The sequence below is a fragment of the Halostella limicola genome (genome assembly GCF_003675875.1).
GTDB classification, from domain to species: domain Archaea; phylum Halobacteriota; class Halobacteria; order Halobacteriales; family Natronoarchaeaceae; genus Halostella; species Halostella limicola.
This window is the reverse complement of record NZ_RCDI01000001.1, coordinates 899,032-915,986: the sequence shown is the minus strand read 5'-3', so window position 1 is coordinate 915,986 and position 16,955 is coordinate 899,032. Positions and strand designations below refer to the sequence as shown.

Here is a 16,955-nt window from a genome sequence, read left to right as displayed (position 1 = left end):
CAGAGCGACCCCGCCGGCCGCGCTCGCCCGCTTCGACGGCCTTAAGATTCCCCCGCACCAACTCTTCGGGGAATGAACGACGGGGCGCTTGACGTCGTCGAGTTCCTGTTGACGACTCGGGTGTACGACGACGAACGCGATCTGGACGAGAACGACCTGCCGCCGCGGTATCGCAAGGTGTTCTGGACCGGCGGAGACGAGGACGGTCCGGGAGGCATCGAGCGGCCGCTGTCGGTCACGAACAGCAACGCCCGCGCGGCGACCGGCATCGAGCGGCCGTGGGAGGCCATCTCCGACCTGATGTTCACCGAGCGTGACGAGTTCTCGGGCTCCATCTCGCTCGCGCAGCCGGACATGGCGGAGGAGTGGTTCCTCGAACGCGCCGACGAGAACCGGATCGCCCGGAACCCGACGCTGGCCTACGCCTTCGAGGACGAGGCCGACGTCGACTACGAGCGCGCCCGCGACGCGAACCGGCCGATCCAGGCCGACCGGGTGTGGATCGACAGCCTGCTCTCGGAGTACTTCGACGACGAGGAGGAGCAGGAGATGCTCGAACTCGTCGACATCCGCGCGCCCGAGGAGATCGAGATGACCCTCGACGAGCTGGTGCTCACCGAGGACCAGGAGGGCGAGATCAACAAGATCGTCAAAGCGATCGAGCACCGCGAGTACCTCGCGCAGATCGGGCTGCGCGAGATCGGGAAGCTGCTGTTCGTCGGCCCGCCGGGCACCGGCAAGACCTCGACGGCGCGGGCGCTGGCCCACAACCTCGACCTCCCCTTCGTCGAGGTGAAGCTGTCGATGATCACCAGCCAGTACCTCGGCGAGACGGCGAAGAACGTCGAGAAGGTGTTCGAGGTGGCGAAGCGGCTCTCCCCCTGCATCCTCTTCATGGACGAGTTCGACTTCGTCGCGAAGACCCGCGCCTCCGACGAGCACGCGGCCATCAAGCGCGCTGTCAACACCCTGCTCAAGAGCATCGACGACATCAGCCTCATCCAGGACGACGTGCTCCTCATCGGCGCGACGAACCACCCCGACCAGCTCGACGCGGCGGCGTGGCGGCGCTTCGACGAGATCGTCAACTTCCCCAAGCCCGACCGCGGGATGCGGGCGGACATCCTCCGGGTGATCACCCGGGCGATGGACATCGAGGAGTTCGACCCCGACGGGATCGCGGAGCTGACGGAGGGGCTGACCGGCAGCGACCTCCGGATGGTGCTACGCGAGGCGGTGCTGGACGCGCTGACCGAGGAGCGCACGACGCTCACCCAGCAGGACCTCGAAGACGCCGTCACCGACTTCGAGGAGCGCGACACCCTCAAGAACATGGACATGATCGAGGGCGACCACGACGCGCTGGTCGCCGGCGGCGACATCGGCGGCTCGGGCGGCGGCGGACACGACCACTCGCACGACCACTGACCGCCGCGGGCCGGCGCGGGCTGCGGCGAACTTCGTCGACGCGCCGCCTCGCCGGAACCGCGGCCTTTAGCACGCCGGCGCTCGCAGTTCGAACCGAATGGAGGTCACCCTGCTGGGCACCGGCGACACGACGGGGACGCCGACGCCGGGTTGCGACTGCGACACCTGCCGGCGCGCGCGGGAACTCGGCGTCGAACGCACCCGGTTTTCCGTCCACGTCCGCAACGAGCGGACGGGCGAGTCGCTGCTGATCGACGCCAGTCCCGACTTCCGCCACCAGTTTCTGACACAGGAGGTCGACCTGCCGGACGCCGTCGTCGTCACCCACGTGCACTTCGACCACCTAGACGGCCTCGGGAACGCGTACCGCCTGCTCGACGAGGCGCCGGTGTACGCCGCCGACGAGACCGACCCTCAGACCGGCGAGAGCGTCGCGGAGACGGTCTCGCGGCGGTACGACTACCTCGACGCCGTGTCCGTCGAACCGACCGCGCCACTCTCGACGGTCCGGACCTGCGGCCTCGACGTGACGCTCGTCCCGGTCGACCACCCGCCGCTTCTGTGTTACGGCGTCGTCGTCGCCGACCCGGAGACGGGCGCGAAGCTCTCGCTCTCGGGCGACACGAGCTACGCCGTCCCGGAGGCGTCGCGGGAGCGCCTCGCCGACCCGGACCTCCTGTTCGCCGACGCCATCGTCCCGGCGAGCCTCTGCGAGCACCACCCGATCGGCGGCCGCCACGAGGGTCCTGACGGCGTTCCCCGGACGTTCGGGACGAAGCACATGACCCGCGAGGGGGCGCTGGCGCTCGCCGACGACCTCGGCGCGGACCGGACGCGGCTGGTCCACGTCGCCCACTTCTACCCAGCCGACGAGGCGTTCGCGGACCCGCTCGCGGTCGACGGGGAGGTGTTCCGACTGTGACTGGCCTCGGCGACGCCTCGCGGCTGGTGTCGCTGGTCGCCGTCGTCGGGGCCGGCTACCTCGCGGGGGCGCTGCTCGCGGGCGACGAGGTCGACTGGCTCGGCCTCGCCGCCGTCGTCGCCGGAACGGCCGTGGTGCTGGCGCTCCTCCGGCGGTTCCGGGCGGAGTTCGCCGCCGAAGAGGACGGAGAGGAGTAGCCGGCCCGCGGTCGCCGCGCCCGGAACCCCTTTCCGAACCGATAGGATGAAGGCGGGTCGTCGGCGAGAACGGGTATGAGATCGCTCGATACGTCGACCGCGAAGCGGCTCTTCGCCGTCGCGCTCGTCGCGCTGCTCGTCGCGTCCGCCGGCTGCGCCCAGCTCCCCGGGATGGGCGGCGACGGCGGCGACGCCGGATCGGCGGACGTCGACCCGTACACCGAATCCGGCGACGACCTCGACGGGGAGACCGTCGCGTCGGACCACGTGGACGCGATAGACGCCGCGGGGTCGTACACGTTCGACGTGGCCTTCGAGGCCGCGGACGGCGAATCGTCGCTGTCGATAGACGCCCACCTCGAGGCGGACATGGAGAGCGGCGACGCGTACTCCGTTCAGGAGTCGAACATCTTCGGCAACCAGACCACCTACAAGTACACGAGCGGGAACACCTCCTACGAGAAGACCGTCCGCGGCGGCGACGAGGAGAACGCGGAGTACGCCTCCTCCGAGCAGGGGAGTGTCCAGCCCGTGAACACGACGCCCTCGTTCCAGGCCTCCCTCGTCGACGGGGTCGAGTGGAGCCAGGAGGGCACCGAGAAACTCGACGGCGTCGGCGTGACCCGCTACGAGTCGACCGGCGTCGCGAACGTCACCGCCCTCGTCGGTGCGGGCACGGACGCCGAGAACGTCACGAACGTCTCCGCGACGATGCTGGTCGACGCCGACGGTGTCGTCCGCCAGTACGACCTGACCTACACCGTCGAGGAGGGGGACTCTGACACCACCGTCACCTACGAGGTCGAGACGTCGAACGTCGGCTCGACCGAGGTCGAGGAGCCCGATTGGCTGAGCGAGGCCGAGTCGTAACCCGACCCGCAGCGAACGTTCTTCGAACCGTACTTCTCCCGGAATCCGATGCCGATCAGTCCGTGAACCGGTCGAGGCCGGCCTGACGCCGGGCGGCGCCGTCGGGGTCGGCGACCCACGGCGTGCGCGCGGCCCGCTCTCTCTCGCGGTCGAACGCCGGCGGGTCGGCGGCGACGCGGCCGTCGCAGTCGCCGCCGCACTCGCTCCCGGGGTCGACCACGCGCCCTTTCCACGCGCAGTAGGGCAGGCCGTCCCCGCCGTCGACGGCGGTCGCGGCAGCGCGCTCGCAGGCGGGCAGCTCGCGGGGGCGCCAGCCCTTGCCGTAGGCGCGCTCGGCGAGACGGCGGCGGTAGCGCGCCTTCTCGTCGGCGTCTATCGGTCGCACCTCCGTGCGTCCGGGTCGTTCTTCGATGAGTTCGATCCCCGTCTCGTCGGTCGGGAGCGGGGCTGGCTCGCGGATCACCTCGACCCCCTCGTCTGGGTCGAACCGCCAGACGCCGACCTCGTCGGGGATGCGGTTGAGGTGGGCGCGGGTGACGTGGCTCTCGGTGGCGAGCACCACCTCGTCGACCAGCGCGAGGCTCACGTCCTTGCGGAGTTGCGTGTAGAGGTCGCCGGGCGCGCCGAGGTCGGGCTTGTTCTCGATAGCGCGTATCCCCCCGAACCAGTCGGGGTAACGGGCCACCTGTCGGACGTAGTCGCGACCGCCGCGGCGCTCGCGCTCGAAGAAGCCGAGGTCGACGGCGCGGTCGACGGCGCCCCGGGCGCGGTCCGGGTGACAGTCGAAGGCGTCCTTCCAGTACCGGAAGCGGCCGGGGCCGACGTTGCTCTCGACGGCTGGTGCCGGGATACGCTCCGGGGTGATCCGGGTCCGGTCCTCGAACTCGGGGCCGGGGGCGACGGCGACGACGTCGAGCACGCGGTTCGCGGGCGCGGCGACGCCGCCGCCGAGCTGTCGGGCGACGAGCGTCTCGTCGTCCTCCAGATGGGCACACAGGGCCAGTTCGAACCCGTACTCTCGCACGGGAGAAGGGAGGGGCGCGGGCGAAAAAAGGCTCGCGGTCAGTCGACGGCGACGACGCCGGTCATGCCCGACCCCTCGTGCGGGACGCAGAAGTACTCGTACTCGCCGGCCGCGTCGAGCGTCGTCTCGTACGTCTCTCCGGGGTCGACGATGCCGCCCTCGACGTCGTCTCGGGCGGCCGCTTCCGAGCCGAAACCGCCGCTCGCGAAGTAGTCGGCGCCGTCGGGTATCCGCCGCTCGTAGGCCGTGACGGTGTGACCGACGCCGCTCTCGTTCGTCCACGTGACCGTTCCGCCGGACGCGACCGTCGGGGACTCGGGGTCGAACGCGAACGCGTCGGTCGTGCGGACCGTCGCATCGTCGCCGGCTCTCGAACAGCCGGCGACGCCGGCTGCGACGGTCGCCCCGGCGGCCGCGAGGAACGCCCGACGGGACGCCATCAGAGCATCACCAGCAGGTCGGTCGCGTACATCACGACGAGGCCGCCGAGGAAGGCGAGCGCGTTCGTCGGGCTCCCGACGCGGCCCCCGCGGTCGCGGACCATGCCGGCGATCTCCCAGACGACCTGCGCGATGGCGCCGACGCCGACCGCGAGGAAGAACGCGCCGAGCGTCGGCGAGTACGCGAACCCGCCGATCCAGCCGCCGAGGATCACCGGCGCGCCGGCGATCGCGCCGATCGCGACGAAGTGACGGAGCGGGGGTCGGTCGTCGCCGGCGACCGGCGCGACCACCGCCGGCCCCTCGGTGACGTTGTGGATCATGAAGCCGACGACGAGGAACGCGCCGAGCGACGCCCGGCCGAGCGCGAACGCGCTGCCGATCGCGAGCCCCTCCGCGAGGTTGTGGAGGCCGATGCCGACGGCGACCGCGTACGCGACGGCGAGAGCGCTCCGCCCGCCTTCGTCGGTCCGCGCGGTGACCGACTGGACGACGAGCATCGCGCCGAGGACGCCGAGGACGACCAGCAACTGCCCCTCGTAGGCGCCGGGGACGCTTTCGGCGACCTCGAACGCCTCGAAGCCCGCGTCGAAGCCGAGGAAGGCGAGGACGCCGGCGGAGAAGGCGAGCACCGCGTGGAGACGGCGGTCGCTCATGCTCCGCATGAACGGGAACCAGAGCATGCCGAGGGCGACGGGGATCACCCCGACGAACAGGCCGACGACCGCGAGCGTCCCGAGCGTCCCGGCCGTCATCCCCGGCGTCGGCTGGGGCGCGACGACGTCGTGGTGGACCGTCGTCCCGTCGGCGAGCACGATCGCCACCTCCAGGTCCCACCCCGGCTGCCAGTGGTACGGGATGCGGATCTCCGCGCTCTGGCCCGGGGAGAGCGTGCGCACCTCCTCGCCCCCGCTCGTCACCGCGTGCTGCCAGTACGCCTCGTCGACGAGCACCTGCGAGACGGTCACCGAGTCGGGACCGTTGTTCACGACGTGCAACACGACGCTCCCGTCGTCCGGGAGGGTGGCGTGGCTTACCGACACGTCGGGGAGCGGCTCCCCGGACTGGACGCCTCCGAGCGGCGGCGCGACGAGGAACCACGCGACCACGAGCGCGAGCAGCACCAGCGGGACCGCCGCGGCGACCCACCGGGGGAGTCCGAGCGGGACGCCGACGGAGTCGGCGCGGTCGGCGGCGGTCCCGCCGTCCGCAGAGAGGTCGTCGCCCGCCATTCAGACCACCTCGAAGAAGCTCATCCAGCCCAGTTCGGCGAACTCGGACTGGTGGGCGTGGAACATGTACAGCCCCGGCTCGTGGTCGCCGTAGTCCAGGTCGATCACGCCCCGCTGCGCCTGACACTGCATGACCGTGTCGACGGTGCCGTGCGTCGGTTCCAGCGTCGTCCCGTGGTCGTAGTAGTCGAAGAACTGCGAGTGGGTGTGAAAGGAGTTGATGGGGTCGAACTCCGTCGCGTTGATCAGGTACACCCGCTGGCGCCCCTCGCCGTCGATCTGGATGGGGCGTTTCGTCTCGCCCTCCTCCCACTCACCGTTCCCGTCGGTCGACCCGACGCCGTACGCGAACGCACGGGTGTTGGCGGCGTACACCTCGTTCTCGCCGTCGAAGTTCGTGTCGAACCCGTTCATCACCATCACGAGTTCGTCGTAGCGGTCGTTCTCGGGGTACTCGTGGTTGCGCGTCTTCGCCCGATCGACGAGTTCGGCCGCGTACTCGTCGGAGACGGGGTGGTGTCCGGAGACGTACTCCCGCGGGTTCTCGCGGACGCGGTCGGGGTCGGGGTCGACGACGATCGCACCGTACAACCCCCGGTGGAGGTGCTCCTTCAGCGGCAGGGAGTGGCAGTGGTAGAAGTGGACGCCCGCCGGCTGGGCCTCCCACTCGTAGGTGAACGCCTCGTCGGTGTCGAGCACGCCCGGACCGGTCTGCGGCGTGCCGTCCATCCCCGGGTCGACGTTTTTCACGTGCGGGTGGATCGTGTGCGCGTGCCGGCTCCGGTTCCGGAACGTGACGCGGATCAGGTCGCCCTCGACGACGCGAAGCGTGGGGCCCGGGACCTGCCCGTCGAACGACCAGGCCTCGAACTCGACGCCCGGCGCTATCTCGATCGTCGTGTCCACCGCGGTGAGCGTAAAGTGCCGGACGGTCCGCCCGTTTTCCTCGTACACGCCCTCGTTCACCCCGTCCCGCCCCTCGTGGCCGGTGTTGAACGTCCGGAGGTACTCGTGCGGGTCGAAGGACCGGTCGTCGTACTCCCCTTTCGCCCCGAAGTTCCCGTGTCCATCCTCGTCGTGGCCGCCGCCTGCGGCACCCGGCCCGGAGAGACCGAGCGCGGCGCTCCCGGCGACCCCGAGGCCGCCGAGAACCGTTCGCCGGCTCACACCGTCCCCGGCGATCGCCGCGGTCAGCCGGTCCTCTAGCGCCGACGTGAGCCTCGCCGCATCGCCGTAGTCGACGTCAGTCACATCCGCTCGCCTCCGCCGCCGTCGGTTACCGCTCCGGAGCTACTGCTGCCCGTCAGCGTGCGGATCGATACCATACATGAATTAGACGAGTCTAAACTATATATTCACTAGCCCTAACTAGAGATTGCCGGTTTCTCGAAATTCCCGGGAGCAGCGTTCGGTGCGCCGGAACCGAGTTGGCGACTCAGCTCGCGGCGACGGCGGATAGAGAGAAGACGAAACAGCGGGTCGGGTCGTCAGGGGTCAAGAAAAGGGCGGGATCAGCCGTCGAGGCGAACGAGCGCGGCGGTAACGGCGCGGACGACGAGGAACGGGAGCGCCCACGCGGTGCCGAACGCGAGCGCCACGGCGGCGACCAGCGCGAAGGCGTACGCCCCCTCGAAGCTGGTGAGGAACGCGACGGCTCCGGTGACGACGAGCGCGGCGAAGGCGGCGGCGAGCAGGCCGGCGACGGTGCGCTTGGCTGCGCGGACCAGGTCGGCGAGGCTCCCGGTCGGTGCGGGCGTTCGAACGGTGCTGCTGCGGTCGCGACGTGCGGCAGTGGGTTTCGCGGTCATCTCCCTTCTCACTTGGACAGAGGACCGCCACCCTCAAAAGTGTAATCTGAAAAACATTTCTGTAGGCCGCCTTACTGAAATTCGTTTCAGCCGCTCAGGCGGTCGACCGCGCTCCCTCGCCCTCGACGGGCGTGCGCTCGACGCCGACGACGACGAGGTCCGCGTCGACGGTGAGCGAGAGGGTCTCGTCGTCGACGGGGATCTCAAGCCGGATCCGCCACGGGTCGTCGTCGAGGACGACGGTGTGTTCGTCGTCGGTGCACCAGTCGAGCGTCCAGAACGGCACCTGATTCAGGTCGATCCCGTGGTCGCGGTAGTACGACACGATCTCGGCGTGGTCGAGCAGGACCTGCCCGACGGACGTGGTGAGCTGGTGGCGACAGCGCCGGCACTCGTGGCGGACCGCCACGTCGAGGTCGAACTTCGCGGGGTCGCGGACGATGTTCGTCTCGACGGTGCCGGAGCACTCCGGACAGACCCCGTCGGCCATCAGGCAGTGGAGGTGGCGCACGCGCTGGTTGAACGCGGCCATCACCTCGTCGGTGGTGCGGTCGTCGAGGCCGCCCGGCGGGAACGGGTAGTCCGCGTGGATCCGCCCGCAGTCCGCGCAGTCGACGACGATGCGCTCGTCGTCGTAGCTCGCCTGCAGGCCCTCGCCGCAGTCGGCGCAGTCGCCCTCGACGGGGAACGGCTCGATCCGGGGGTGCTCGTTGATCGACCCGGCCTGCACCGCGTGGATGACCGCCCACCCGGCGTGGCGGAAGCCGTAGCCGTCGTCGGTCTTCCGGACGAACTGCCCGCGGAGCTTGTCGAGGTGGTAGTTGAACTGCGCGCTGTCGCGCATGCCGACCGCCTTCCGCAGGTCCGAGAAGCTCACCGGCCGCTCGTCGGCCTTCCAGAGGGCTTCGAGGATGGACAGGCGCGTCTCGTTGCCGATCACGGAGAACGCCTCCGCCGGCGTCATGCAGTCCTCGCAGTGCTGGAGGTCGGGTTCGCCGGCTTCGCTCGCTTCGCTCATACGTGCGCCATCGGTTGCTACCCCCTAAAGCGTTAGCTCAATTACAGTTATGTAGGATGCGTTACATTTGCCGCGTTTTCGACGCGCAGCGACGCAGATCGCACAGAACTGTGTCGGTGGTCAGCGATCCGCCCCGCCCTCCGCCTCGCGGTGCGTGGTAGCGCCCGACGGGGGAGCGAGACGCGCAGAGAACAGTAGGTTTATCAGTCGTTCGGGGCGAAACTGTACCAAGATTACTTTCAGGAGGTTTCATGCCAGGAACACACCAGCAACCGGAGGTGAACATCGGACTCGTCGGCCACGTCGACCACGGCAAAACGACGCTGGTCCAGGCGCTCAGCGGGGAGTGGACGGACCAGCACAGCGAGGAGATGAAGCGGGGGATCTCGATCCGCCTCGGCTACGCGGACGCGACGTTCCGCCGCTGTCCCGAGGGCGACGAGCCCGAAGCGTTCACCGTCGAGGAGACGTGCTCGGAACACGGCGTCGACACGGAGGTGCTTCGCACCGTCTCGTTCGTCGACGCGCCGGGCCACGAGACGCTGATGGCGACGATGCTGTCGGGCGCCGCGATCATGGACGGCGCGGTGCTCGTCGTGAGCGCGAGCGAACCCGTTCCACAGCCGCAGACCGCGGAGCATCTGAGCGCGCTCGACATCATCGGCATCGACAACATCGTCATCGCGCAGAACAAGGTCGACCTGGTCGACGCCGACCAGGCCCGCGAGAACTACGAGCAGATCCAGGAGTTCGTCGAGGGCACCGTCGCCGAGGGGGCGCCAATCGTCCCGATCAGCGCCCAGCAGGAGGTCAACGTCGACCTCCTCATCGACGCCATCGAGCGCGAGATCCCGACGCCCGAGCGCGACCCCGAGCAGGACGCTCGGATGCACGTCGCGCGCAGCTTCGACATCAACCGACCGGGGACGACCTGGAACGATCTCTCGGGCGGCGTTCTCGGCGGTAGCCTCGTGCAGGGCCGTCTCGAGAACGACGAGGAGATCGAGATCCGTCCCGGCCGCGAGGTCGAGGAGGGCGGCCAGTCCGAGTACCGGCCGATCACGACGACGATCCGCTCGCTCCAGGCGGGCGGCGAGTCGGCCGACGAGGTGTTCCCCGGCGGCCTGCTCGGCGTCGGCACCGGGCTCGACCCCAGCCTGACGAAAGGCGACGCGCTGGCCGGCCAGATGGCCGGTCCGCCCGGAACGCTCCCACCGACCTGGGAGTCGTTCACGATGGACGTCGACCTGCTCGACCGCGTCGTGGGCGAGATGGAGGGCGGCGAGGTCGACGACATCAGCACCGGCGAACCGCTGATGATGACCATCGGCACGGCGACCACCGTCGGGTCGGTGACCAGCGCCCGCGGCGACGAGGCGGAGGTCGCGCTCAAGCGGCCCGTCTGCGCCCCCGAGGGCGCGAAGATCGCGATCAACCGCCGCATCGGCGCTCGCTGGCGGCTCATCGGCGTCGGCACGCTCACGGGGTAGATGACGACCGTCGCCCTGGACACGAACGCGCTCATGATGCCCGTCGAACTCGACGTGCGGCTGTTCGACGAACTCGACCGGCTGTTGACCGGTTACGAACCGGTCGCGCCGCAGGCGGTCGCCGAGGAGCTGCGGAAGCTCTCGGACACCGGCGGCGAGGAGGGCATCGCCGCGAGCGTCGGCCACGACCTGGCGACGGACCGCTGTCTCCTCCTCCACACGGAAGAATCGTACGCCGACGACGCCATCGTCGAACTCGCCCGCGAGGGCACCGTCGACTACGTCGTCACGAACGACAAGCCCCTGAAGGACCGCGTGCTCGACGCGGGCGTCCCAGTAATTGGTTTAAGGGGCAAGAACAAACTTGCAGTCACTCAACCATAATCCATGTACAAACGGGTCAGGCTCAAGGACACCGTCGAGGTGCCTCCGAAGGAGCTCGCAGACGTCACGCCACAGCTAGTGAAACGCCTCCTCCAGGACAAGCTGGAGGGCCGGATGGACGAGGACGTTGGCAGCGTCGTCAGCGTCGTCAACGTCCACGACATCGGGGAGGGAACGGTCCTCCCGAACCGACCGGGAGTCTACTACGAGGCGGAGTTCGACGCCGTCACGTACGACCCCCAGATGCAGGAGGTCGTCGACGGCAACGTCGTCGAGGTCGTGGAGTTCGGCGCGTTCGTCGGGATCGGTCCCGTCGACGGCCTGCTCCACGTCTCGCAGATCTCCGATGAGTACCTCGCGTTCGACGCGGAGAACCAGCAGCTCGCCTCGAACGAGTCGAACCGCACGCTCGGCGTCGAGGACGCCGTCCGGGCGCGCATCGTCACCAAGAGCATCGACGAGCGCAACCCCCGGGACAGCAAGATCGGGCTGACCGCGAAGCAGGTCGGCCTCGGCAAGCACGGGTGGCTCGAAGAGGAGCGCCAGAAGCGCCAGGCCGCGACGGGTGAGTGAGCATGGCGGAAGACCGCCTCGTCTGCCGCGAGTGCCACCGCGTCGTCGAACCCAACGTCGAGACCTGCCCCTCGTGCGGGTCGAGCAGCCTCACCGAGGACTGGGCCGGCTACGTGTACATCGCACACCCCGAGACCAGCCAGATCGCCACCGAGATGGAAGTCGACGAGGAGGGCGCGTACGCCCTGAAGGTCCGCTAGCGTGACGACCGACGAGCCGGCGTCGGACGCCGACCCCCTCCTGGCGCTGCCGGAGGACCTCCGCGGTGCGTTCAAAGACCCGTTCGGCCCCGTCGAGACCGACCCGGAGCGCGTCCTCGCGGACGTGACCGGACCGCTGGTCGCCGTCGGGGACATCGTCACCTACCACTTCGAACGCGTCGGCCGCACCCCGGACGTCGCCGTCGTCGACGGCCGCACGAAGCGCGAGGCCGTCGACAGCGAGGTCAGCGAGACGATCGAGAGCGAGGAGGTAGATCGGGCGGCGGTCGACACCGTCACCGTCGAGAACCCCGCCGCCACGCTCACGGCGGACCTGCTCACGGCGCTTCGCGACGCGATCGCCAGCGATCGCCCCACGACCATCGTCGTCGACGGCGAGGAGGACCTCGCCACGCTGCCCGCCGTTGTCGCCGCGCCTGACGGTGCGAGCGTCGTCTACGGCCAGCCCGACGAGGGGATGGTCCACGTGGTCGTCGACGAGGACGCTCGCGCGCAGTTCCGCGAACTGCTGCTGCGAATGGACGGCGACGGCGAGCGCGCGCTGGAACTGCTGGCGTAGCGGTTCGTGTCCATCACCGCGGAGCGGTTGTCAACTGCACGGAACACCCGCGAACGAAGTGAGCGGTTCGCGCGGCCGAACGGAGCGAGGCCCCGAGTTTTTCGGGGCGAGCTTTTCGGGGCGAGAGATTCGCTCGCTCCGCGCGCGACCCCGAGCGCGAAAAAGGTCGTTCGAAATCCTTTTACCCGTTTCGAGGAGAAGTAAGAGGTAACTGATCACACCATGGACGTCGATATCATCGAAGAAGACGAGAACCCGATGTTGCACCGCACCGACGTGACGTTCGAACTCGTCCACGACGAAGCCACGCCCTCTCGGCTCTCCGTCCGCGACAGTCTCGCAGCGAAGCTCAACAAGGACGCCGAGGAGGTCGTCGTCCGCAACCTCGACACGAAGTTCGGGATGCGCAAGACCGTCGGCGAGGCGAAGGTCTACGAGTCCGCCGACCACGCCCGCGACGTCGAGCAGGACCACATGCTCGAGCGCAACAAGATCGTCGCCGACGAAGAGACGGCGGAGGAGGCCTGAGATGGCGCGACACGAGCTCTACGAGGACGACGGCACGACCGAGCGCGAGATGTGCCCCCGCTGCGGCGACACGTTCCTCGCGGACCACGGCGACCGCTACCACTGCGGCCAGTGCGGCTACACCGAGTGGGAGTAAGGCGGATGCCCCGCGGGGACGCGAGACTCGTCGCGGAACCGCGGCCGGTTACCCGGGGTAAACCGTGAGCGGCGACCTCCGCGTCCTCGGCATCGAGGGCACCGCGTGGGCCGCGAGCGCCGCGGTGTACGACGCCGAGACCGATACCACGTTTATCGAGACGGACCCCTACCAGCCCCAGAGCGGCGGCATCGACCCGAGCGAGGCCGCCGAGCACATGTCGAAGGCCATTCCCGAGGTGGTCGAGACCGCGCTCGACCACGCGGACGGCCCCATCGACGCGGTCGCCTTCTCGCGCGGGCCCGGCCTCGGACCGTGCCTGCGTACCGTCGGCACGGCCGCCCGCGCGCTGGCGCAGTCGCTCGACGTGCCGCTGGTGGGCGTCAACCACATGGTCGCCCACCTGGAGATCGGTCGCCACCGGTCGGGGTTCGACTCGCCGGTGTGTCTGAACGCCAGCGGCGCGAACGCCCACGTGCTCGGGTTCCACGACGGCCGGTACCGCGTGCTCGGCGAGACGATGGACACCGGCGTCGGCAACGCCATCGACAAGTTCACCCGCCACCTCGGCTGGTCACACCCCGGCGGGCCGAAGGTCGAGGAGCGCGCGAAGGGCGGCGACCTGATCGACCTGCCGTACGTCGTGAAGGGGATGGACTTCTCCTTCTCGGGGATCATGAGCGCCGCGAAGCAGGCGGTCGACGGTCGGGAATCGCATGGCGATTCCCGAGCACATCAGAACTCGAAGAGTTCTGAGAACGACGGCGAGGCCGTCGAGGACGTCTGTTTCTCCCTGCAGGAGAACGTCTTCGCGATGCTCACCGAGGTCGCCGAGCGCGCGCTGTCGCTCACTGGGAGCGACGAACTCGTCCTCGGCGGCGGCGTCGGGCAGAACGACCGCCTCCGGGAGATGCTCGCCGCGATGTGCGAGCAGCGCGGCGCCGAGTTCTACGCGCCCGAACCGCGCTTTCTCCGCGACAACGCCGGGATGATCGCGGTGCTCGGCGCGACGATGTACGAGGCGGGCGACACGATCGCGGTCGAAGAGTCCCGGGTCCGCCCGGACTTCCGGCCGGACCAGGTCCCCGTGACCTGGCGCGCCGGCGAGAGCGTCCGCCGACAGCCGCCGGAGGGCCGCGAGCGGCAGGGAGCCGAGGCGGTCGTCGAGGTCGGCGACGACCGGGTGACGAAGCGCCGCGTGCCGAAGGCGTACCGCCATCCCGACCTGGACGACCGGCTCCGCCGGGACCGCACCGTGCTCGAAGCGCGCCTCACGAGCGCCACGCGGCGGCAGGGCGTCCCCACGCCGGTCGTTCGGGACGTCGACGTTCGGGAGGGGACGCTCGTCCTCCAGACCGTCGGCGACGCCGACCTGCAGGCGGCGCTCTCCGTGGACCGCGTTCGGGACGTCGGCCGCCACCTCGCGGCGATCCACGAGGCAGGGTTCGTCCACGGCGACCCGACCACCCGCAACGTCCGCGTCGACGGCGAGCGCACGTACCTCATCGACTTCGGCCTGGGCTACTACACCGACGACGCCGAGGACTTCGCGATGGACCTGCACGTCTTCGAGCAGAGCGTCGACGGGACGGCCGACGACCCCGCCCCGCTCCGGGCGGCGTTCGAGGCGGCGTACGCCGAGCGCGGCGACGACGCGGTCCTCGACCAGTTGCGCGCGGTCGAGGGGCGCGGCCGGTACCAGTAGCGGGGGGATCGGCCCCCGATTCGCGCCGCCGCCCCCGCATCCCCGCCGCGGTTCACCAGTACGTTCTTGTTCGCGCCCGTCGTAACGTCTCGTATGGCCGACAAGCCGAAGTCAGGCGAACTTCTCGGCGTACCGTACAACTTCGAGCGCCCCAGCATGAGCCGCCTCCTCTCGGCGTACTGGCAGCCCGACGACGGGATGCTGGTCGAGAAGCCGTTCGGTATCGGGTACACCCTCAACCTCGCCAGCTGGCGCTCCTGGGTCGTCCTCGCCGTCGCCGGCGCCCTGCTGTGGAACGAGCAGAGCAGCGACGAGCGCGACGCCGAGGACGAGCCGGTCGAAGTCATCGTGGACTGAAGACGACCTTTTGCGCTGCGGCGTGACGAGCGGTCCGCCGGAGTCGGACACGCTCGCAGTCCTCGGCAAAAGCTCGATCAAAACCACTCCTCCTTCACTTCGCTGCGCTCCGTTCAGTCGTCGCTCCGCTCGTGCCTGACGGCGCTCGCGGGTGCAGAGCTTGACGATAGCCTGCCCTCCCCGGGTCGCGCGGCGCTCGGCGCGCGGCCTCGCGCCGCGCTCCCGGCCGCCGCGAGTCGGACAGCGTAACTCGGGACCGACGCCTATTTTCCCGCGGGGGCCGCGCTGTCGGGTATGATCCGCTTCGTCACCGGCAACGAGGGGAAGGTCGCGGAGGCCCGCGAGTACCTCGACGATCGCGTCCAGCAGGTCGACTACGACTACACCGAGATACAGGGCGACCTGGCGGAAATCGCGCGGTACGGCGCGCGCGAGACGTTCGATGCGACCGAGGACGACGAGCCGGTGCTGGTCGACGACACCGGGCTGTTCGTCGAGGCGCTCGACGGGTTCCCGGGGGCGTACTCCGCGTTCGTCGAGGACACCCTCGGCATCGAGCGCGTCTGGCGGCTGGCCGAGGCCGAGGAGAACCGCAAGGCCGCGTTCCGGACCGTGCTCGTGTACTACGACGGGGAGACGGCCGAGACGTTCGAGGGGAGCGTCCGCGGGCGGATCGTCGCCCCACGCGGCGAGGGCGGGTTCGGCTACGACCCCGTCTTCGAACACGACGGGAAGACGTTCGCGGAGATGAGCACCGCGGAGAAAAACGCCATCTCGCACCGCGGGCGGGCGCTAGCGAAGTTCGCGGATTGGCTCGCGGGGGAGTGAGACCGTTCGGTTAGCGGGACGGTGAGTCCGACCGACCAGTAGCTTTTTCTCTCAGGTCGAGTACACCCGGCATGGATAAACTCCGGCGCTCCCTCCACGAGGCCCCCATCGTCGAGAAGGAGGGCGGCTACGAGTACCTGGTGCATCCGATCAGCAACTGCGTCCCGATGCTCGAACCCGGGCTCCTCCGGGAGGTCGTCAACGGGATCATCCGGAAGGCGGACCTGGAGGACGTGGACAAGATCGTCACGCCGGCGGCGATGGGCATCCACATCAGCACCGCCGTCTCGCTGACGACGGACATCCCGCTCGTGGTCATCCGCAAGCGCCAGTACGGCCTCGAGGGCGAGGTCGCGCTGTTCCAGGAGACCGGCTACAGCGAGAGCGAGATGTACATCAACGACGTCGACCAGGGCGACCGCGTGCTGCTGCTCGACGACATGCTGTCGACCGGCGGGACGCTCCGGGCGATCACCGAGGCGCTCGACGAGATCGGGGCCGAGGTCGTCGACGTCGTCGCCGTCATGAAGAAGGTCGGCGGGGAGAACGCGCTCGCGGGCAGCGGCCACGAGGCGAAGACGCTCATCAACGTCAGGGTCGAGGACGGCGAGGTCGTCGTGGTCGACGAGAACGGCGACGGCGAGGAGCGGTCCGCGACGGCGCCCGGGGCTTAGGCTCGCGGGTCCCGGTCCGGCCCGGGGTACTCGCCGTCCCGCGTCGCCTCGTAGAGGCTCGCGGCGTCGAAGATTTTCGCGAACGCGTCCGGCGTGCGGACCGAGAGCCCCTGATACGGCTGTAGCGAGAGCCCCGTCTTCGCGGAGCGCAGAGTCTCGTCGAACGAGAGGAGATGCGCCGCTCCCGATCGGTACGCGCTGGCGAGTCCCGGGTGGTCGTCCGGCGGGTGGTCGACGGCGACGCGCTCCGCCTCGATCCGGTCGCGCCAGTCCGCCGCCAGGTCCGAGCCGGCCAGTTCCACGACGACGGCCTCGGCGTCGTCGAGCAGTCGGTCGCTCGCCGCGAGGTCGACCCACGAGTGCCGGCGCACGTGGTCCAGCGCCTCGCGGGCAGCGCCGCCGACGAGGAGGTCCGCGGCGAGCACGTCCGCGTCCGCGACGACGCGGGTCGGGTCGGGGTCAGTCATCGCGGCGCTCCCGGAGCGTCTCTCGGACGGTCTCGACGTCGACGTCCGTCTCGTCCGCGCGGTCGAAGAGGTCGGCCCACGTCTCGGTCATACG

At 69.6% G+C, this 16,955-nt stretch carries 22 protein-coding genes; 15 read left to right on the top strand and 7 right to left on the bottom strand.

From position 1 onward, the window contains the following. Positions 1-72 precede the first annotated feature (72 nt). The 4 genes from D8670_RS05625 (at position 73) to D8670_RS05610 (ending at position 3,417) form a co-directional block, all read left to right on the top strand. Positions 73-1,428 carry an ATP-binding protein gene (locus D8670_RS05625; RefSeq protein ID WP_121817093.1) on the top strand — a complete coding sequence of 452 codons (1,356 nt, stop codon included), beginning with the start codon at positions 73-75 and terminating at the stop codon, positions 1,426-1,428. A 97-nt stretch (positions 1,429-1,525) separates the two neighbouring features. Next, a complete protein-coding gene (locus tag D8670_RS05620) occupies positions 1,526-2,350 on the top strand; it encodes an MBL fold metallo-hydrolase (protein WP_121817092.1) in 825 nt (274 codons plus the stop codon). Beyond that, the gene (locus tag D8670_RS05615; RefSeq protein WP_121817091.1) at positions 2,347-2,547 is read left to right on the top strand and encodes a hypothetical protein; all 201 of its coding nucleotides are present in this window, start codon (positions 2,347-2,349) and stop codon (positions 2,545-2,547) included. The genes D8670_RS05620 and D8670_RS05615 overlap by 4 nt, the downstream gene beginning before the upstream one ends. A 75-nt stretch (positions 2,548-2,622) precedes the next feature. Next, the gene (locus D8670_RS05610; RefSeq protein ID WP_121817090.1) at positions 2,623-3,417 is read left to right on the top strand and encodes a DUF7537 family lipoprotein; all 795 of its coding nucleotides are present in this window, start codon (positions 2,623-2,625) and stop codon (positions 3,415-3,417) included. Between the two features lie 55 nt (positions 3,418-3,472). Here D8670_RS05610 and D8670_RS05605 read toward each other — a convergent pair whose 3' ends face one another. From D8670_RS05605 to D8670_RS05580, 6 genes are all read right to left on the bottom strand, one after another. Then, positions 3,473-4,441 carry a DUF5787 family protein gene (locus D8670_RS05605; RefSeq protein WP_121817089.1) on the bottom strand — a complete coding sequence of 323 codons (969 nt, stop codon included), beginning with the start codon at positions 4,439-4,441 and terminating at the stop codon, positions 3,473-3,475. Positions 4,442-4,479: 38 nt separating this feature from the next. Continuing rightward, complete coding sequence (locus tag D8670_RS05600; RefSeq protein WP_121817088.1) at positions 4,480-4,881, bottom strand: cupredoxin domain-containing protein; 402 nt, start codon at positions 4,879-4,881, stop codon at positions 4,480-4,482. Next, positions 4,881-6,113, bottom strand: coding sequence for a ZIP family metal transporter (locus tag D8670_RS05595; RefSeq protein ID WP_121817087.1), 1,233 nt, complete (start codon positions 6,111-6,113; stop codon positions 4,881-4,883). Before D8670_RS05595 ends, D8670_RS05600 begins: the two co-directional genes overlap by 1 nt. After that, entirely contained in the window at positions 6,114-7,364 is a 1,251-nt protein-coding gene (locus tag D8670_RS05590; RefSeq protein ID WP_121817086.1) for a multicopper oxidase domain-containing protein, read from the bottom strand. A gap of 260 nt (positions 7,365-7,624) precedes the next feature. Next, positions 7,625-7,921 carry a hypothetical protein gene (locus tag D8670_RS05585; protein ID WP_121817085.1) on the bottom strand — a complete coding sequence of 99 codons (297 nt, stop codon included), beginning with the start codon at positions 7,919-7,921 and terminating at the stop codon, positions 7,625-7,627. A 94-nt stretch (positions 7,922-8,015) separates the two neighbouring features. Beyond that, positions 8,016-8,939 (bottom strand): winged helix-turn-helix domain-containing protein, encoded by a 924-nt coding sequence (locus D8670_RS05580; protein WP_121817084.1) that lies wholly within the window; start codon positions 8,937-8,939, stop codon positions 8,016-8,018. 251 nt (positions 8,940-9,190) lie between these two features. Between D8670_RS05580 and D8670_RS05575 the strand changes: the two genes are divergently transcribed. From D8670_RS05575 to hpt, 11 genes are all read left to right on the top strand, one after another. Further along, positions 9,191-10,429: a translation initiation factor IF-2 subunit gamma gene (locus D8670_RS05575; RefSeq protein WP_121817083.1), complete on the top strand. Its 1,239-nt coding sequence runs from the start codon at positions 9,191-9,193 to the stop codon at positions 10,427-10,429. Then, a complete protein-coding gene (locus tag D8670_RS05570; RefSeq protein ID WP_121817082.1) occupies positions 10,430-10,813 on the top strand; it encodes a PIN domain-containing protein in 384 nt (127 codons plus the stop codon). 3 nt (positions 10,814-10,816) lie between these two features. Continuing rightward, the gene (locus D8670_RS05565; RefSeq protein WP_121817081.1) at positions 10,817-11,386 is read left to right on the top strand and encodes a DNA-directed RNA polymerase; all 570 of its coding nucleotides are present in this window, start codon (positions 10,817-10,819) and stop codon (positions 11,384-11,386) included. Between the two features lie 2 nt (positions 11,387-11,388). Further along, complete coding sequence (spt4, locus tag D8670_RS05560; RefSeq protein WP_121817080.1) at positions 11,389-11,586, top strand: transcription elongation factor subunit Spt4; 198 nt, start codon at positions 11,389-11,391, stop codon at positions 11,584-11,586. A 1-nt stretch (position 11,587) separates the two neighbouring features. Then, positions 11,588-12,166, top strand: coding sequence for a GTP-dependent dephospho-CoA kinase family protein (locus D8670_RS05555; protein ID WP_121817079.1), 579 nt, complete (start codon positions 11,588-11,590; stop codon positions 12,164-12,166). A gap of 222 nt (positions 12,167-12,388) precedes the next feature. Then, positions 12,389-12,694: a 30S ribosomal protein S24e gene (locus tag D8670_RS05550; protein ID WP_121817078.1), complete on the top strand. Its 306-nt coding sequence runs from the start codon at positions 12,389-12,391 to the stop codon at positions 12,692-12,694. A 1-nt stretch (position 12,695) separates the two neighbouring features. Then, positions 12,696-12,830 carry a 30S ribosomal protein S27ae gene (locus tag D8670_RS05545; protein ID WP_121817077.1) on the top strand — a complete coding sequence of 45 codons (135 nt, stop codon included), beginning with the start codon at positions 12,696-12,698 and terminating at the stop codon, positions 12,828-12,830. A gap of 64 nt (positions 12,831-12,894) precedes the next feature. Further along, positions 12,895-14,535: a bifunctional N(6)-L-threonylcarbamoyladenine synthase/serine/threonine protein kinase gene (locus D8670_RS05540; protein ID WP_121817076.1), complete on the top strand. Its 1,641-nt coding sequence runs from the start codon at positions 12,895-12,897 to the stop codon at positions 14,533-14,535. A gap of 93 nt (positions 14,536-14,628) precedes the next feature. Next, positions 14,629-14,892 carry a DUF5808 domain-containing protein gene (locus D8670_RS05535; RefSeq protein ID WP_121817075.1) on the top strand — a complete coding sequence of 88 codons (264 nt, stop codon included), beginning with the start codon at positions 14,629-14,631 and terminating at the stop codon, positions 14,890-14,892. 294 nt (positions 14,893-15,186) lie between these two features. Then, complete coding sequence (locus D8670_RS05530) at positions 15,187-15,720, top strand: XTP/dITP diphosphatase (protein ID WP_121817074.1); 534 nt, start codon at positions 15,187-15,189, stop codon at positions 15,718-15,720. A gap of 71 nt (positions 15,721-15,791) precedes the next feature. Continuing rightward, the gene (hpt, locus tag D8670_RS05525) at positions 15,792-16,394 is read left to right on the top strand and encodes a hypoxanthine/guanine phosphoribosyltransferase (RefSeq protein WP_121817073.1); all 603 of its coding nucleotides are present in this window, start codon (positions 15,792-15,794) and stop codon (positions 16,392-16,394) included. Here hpt and D8670_RS05520 read toward each other — a convergent pair. Next, positions 16,391-16,861, bottom strand: a complete 471-nt coding sequence (locus D8670_RS05520) for a DUF7384 family protein (protein ID WP_121817072.1) — start codon at positions 16,859-16,861, stop codon at positions 16,391-16,393. The two genes, hpt and D8670_RS05520, sit on opposite strands and share 4 nt — an antisense overlap. Between the last annotated feature and the right edge of the window lie 94 nt (positions 16,862-16,955).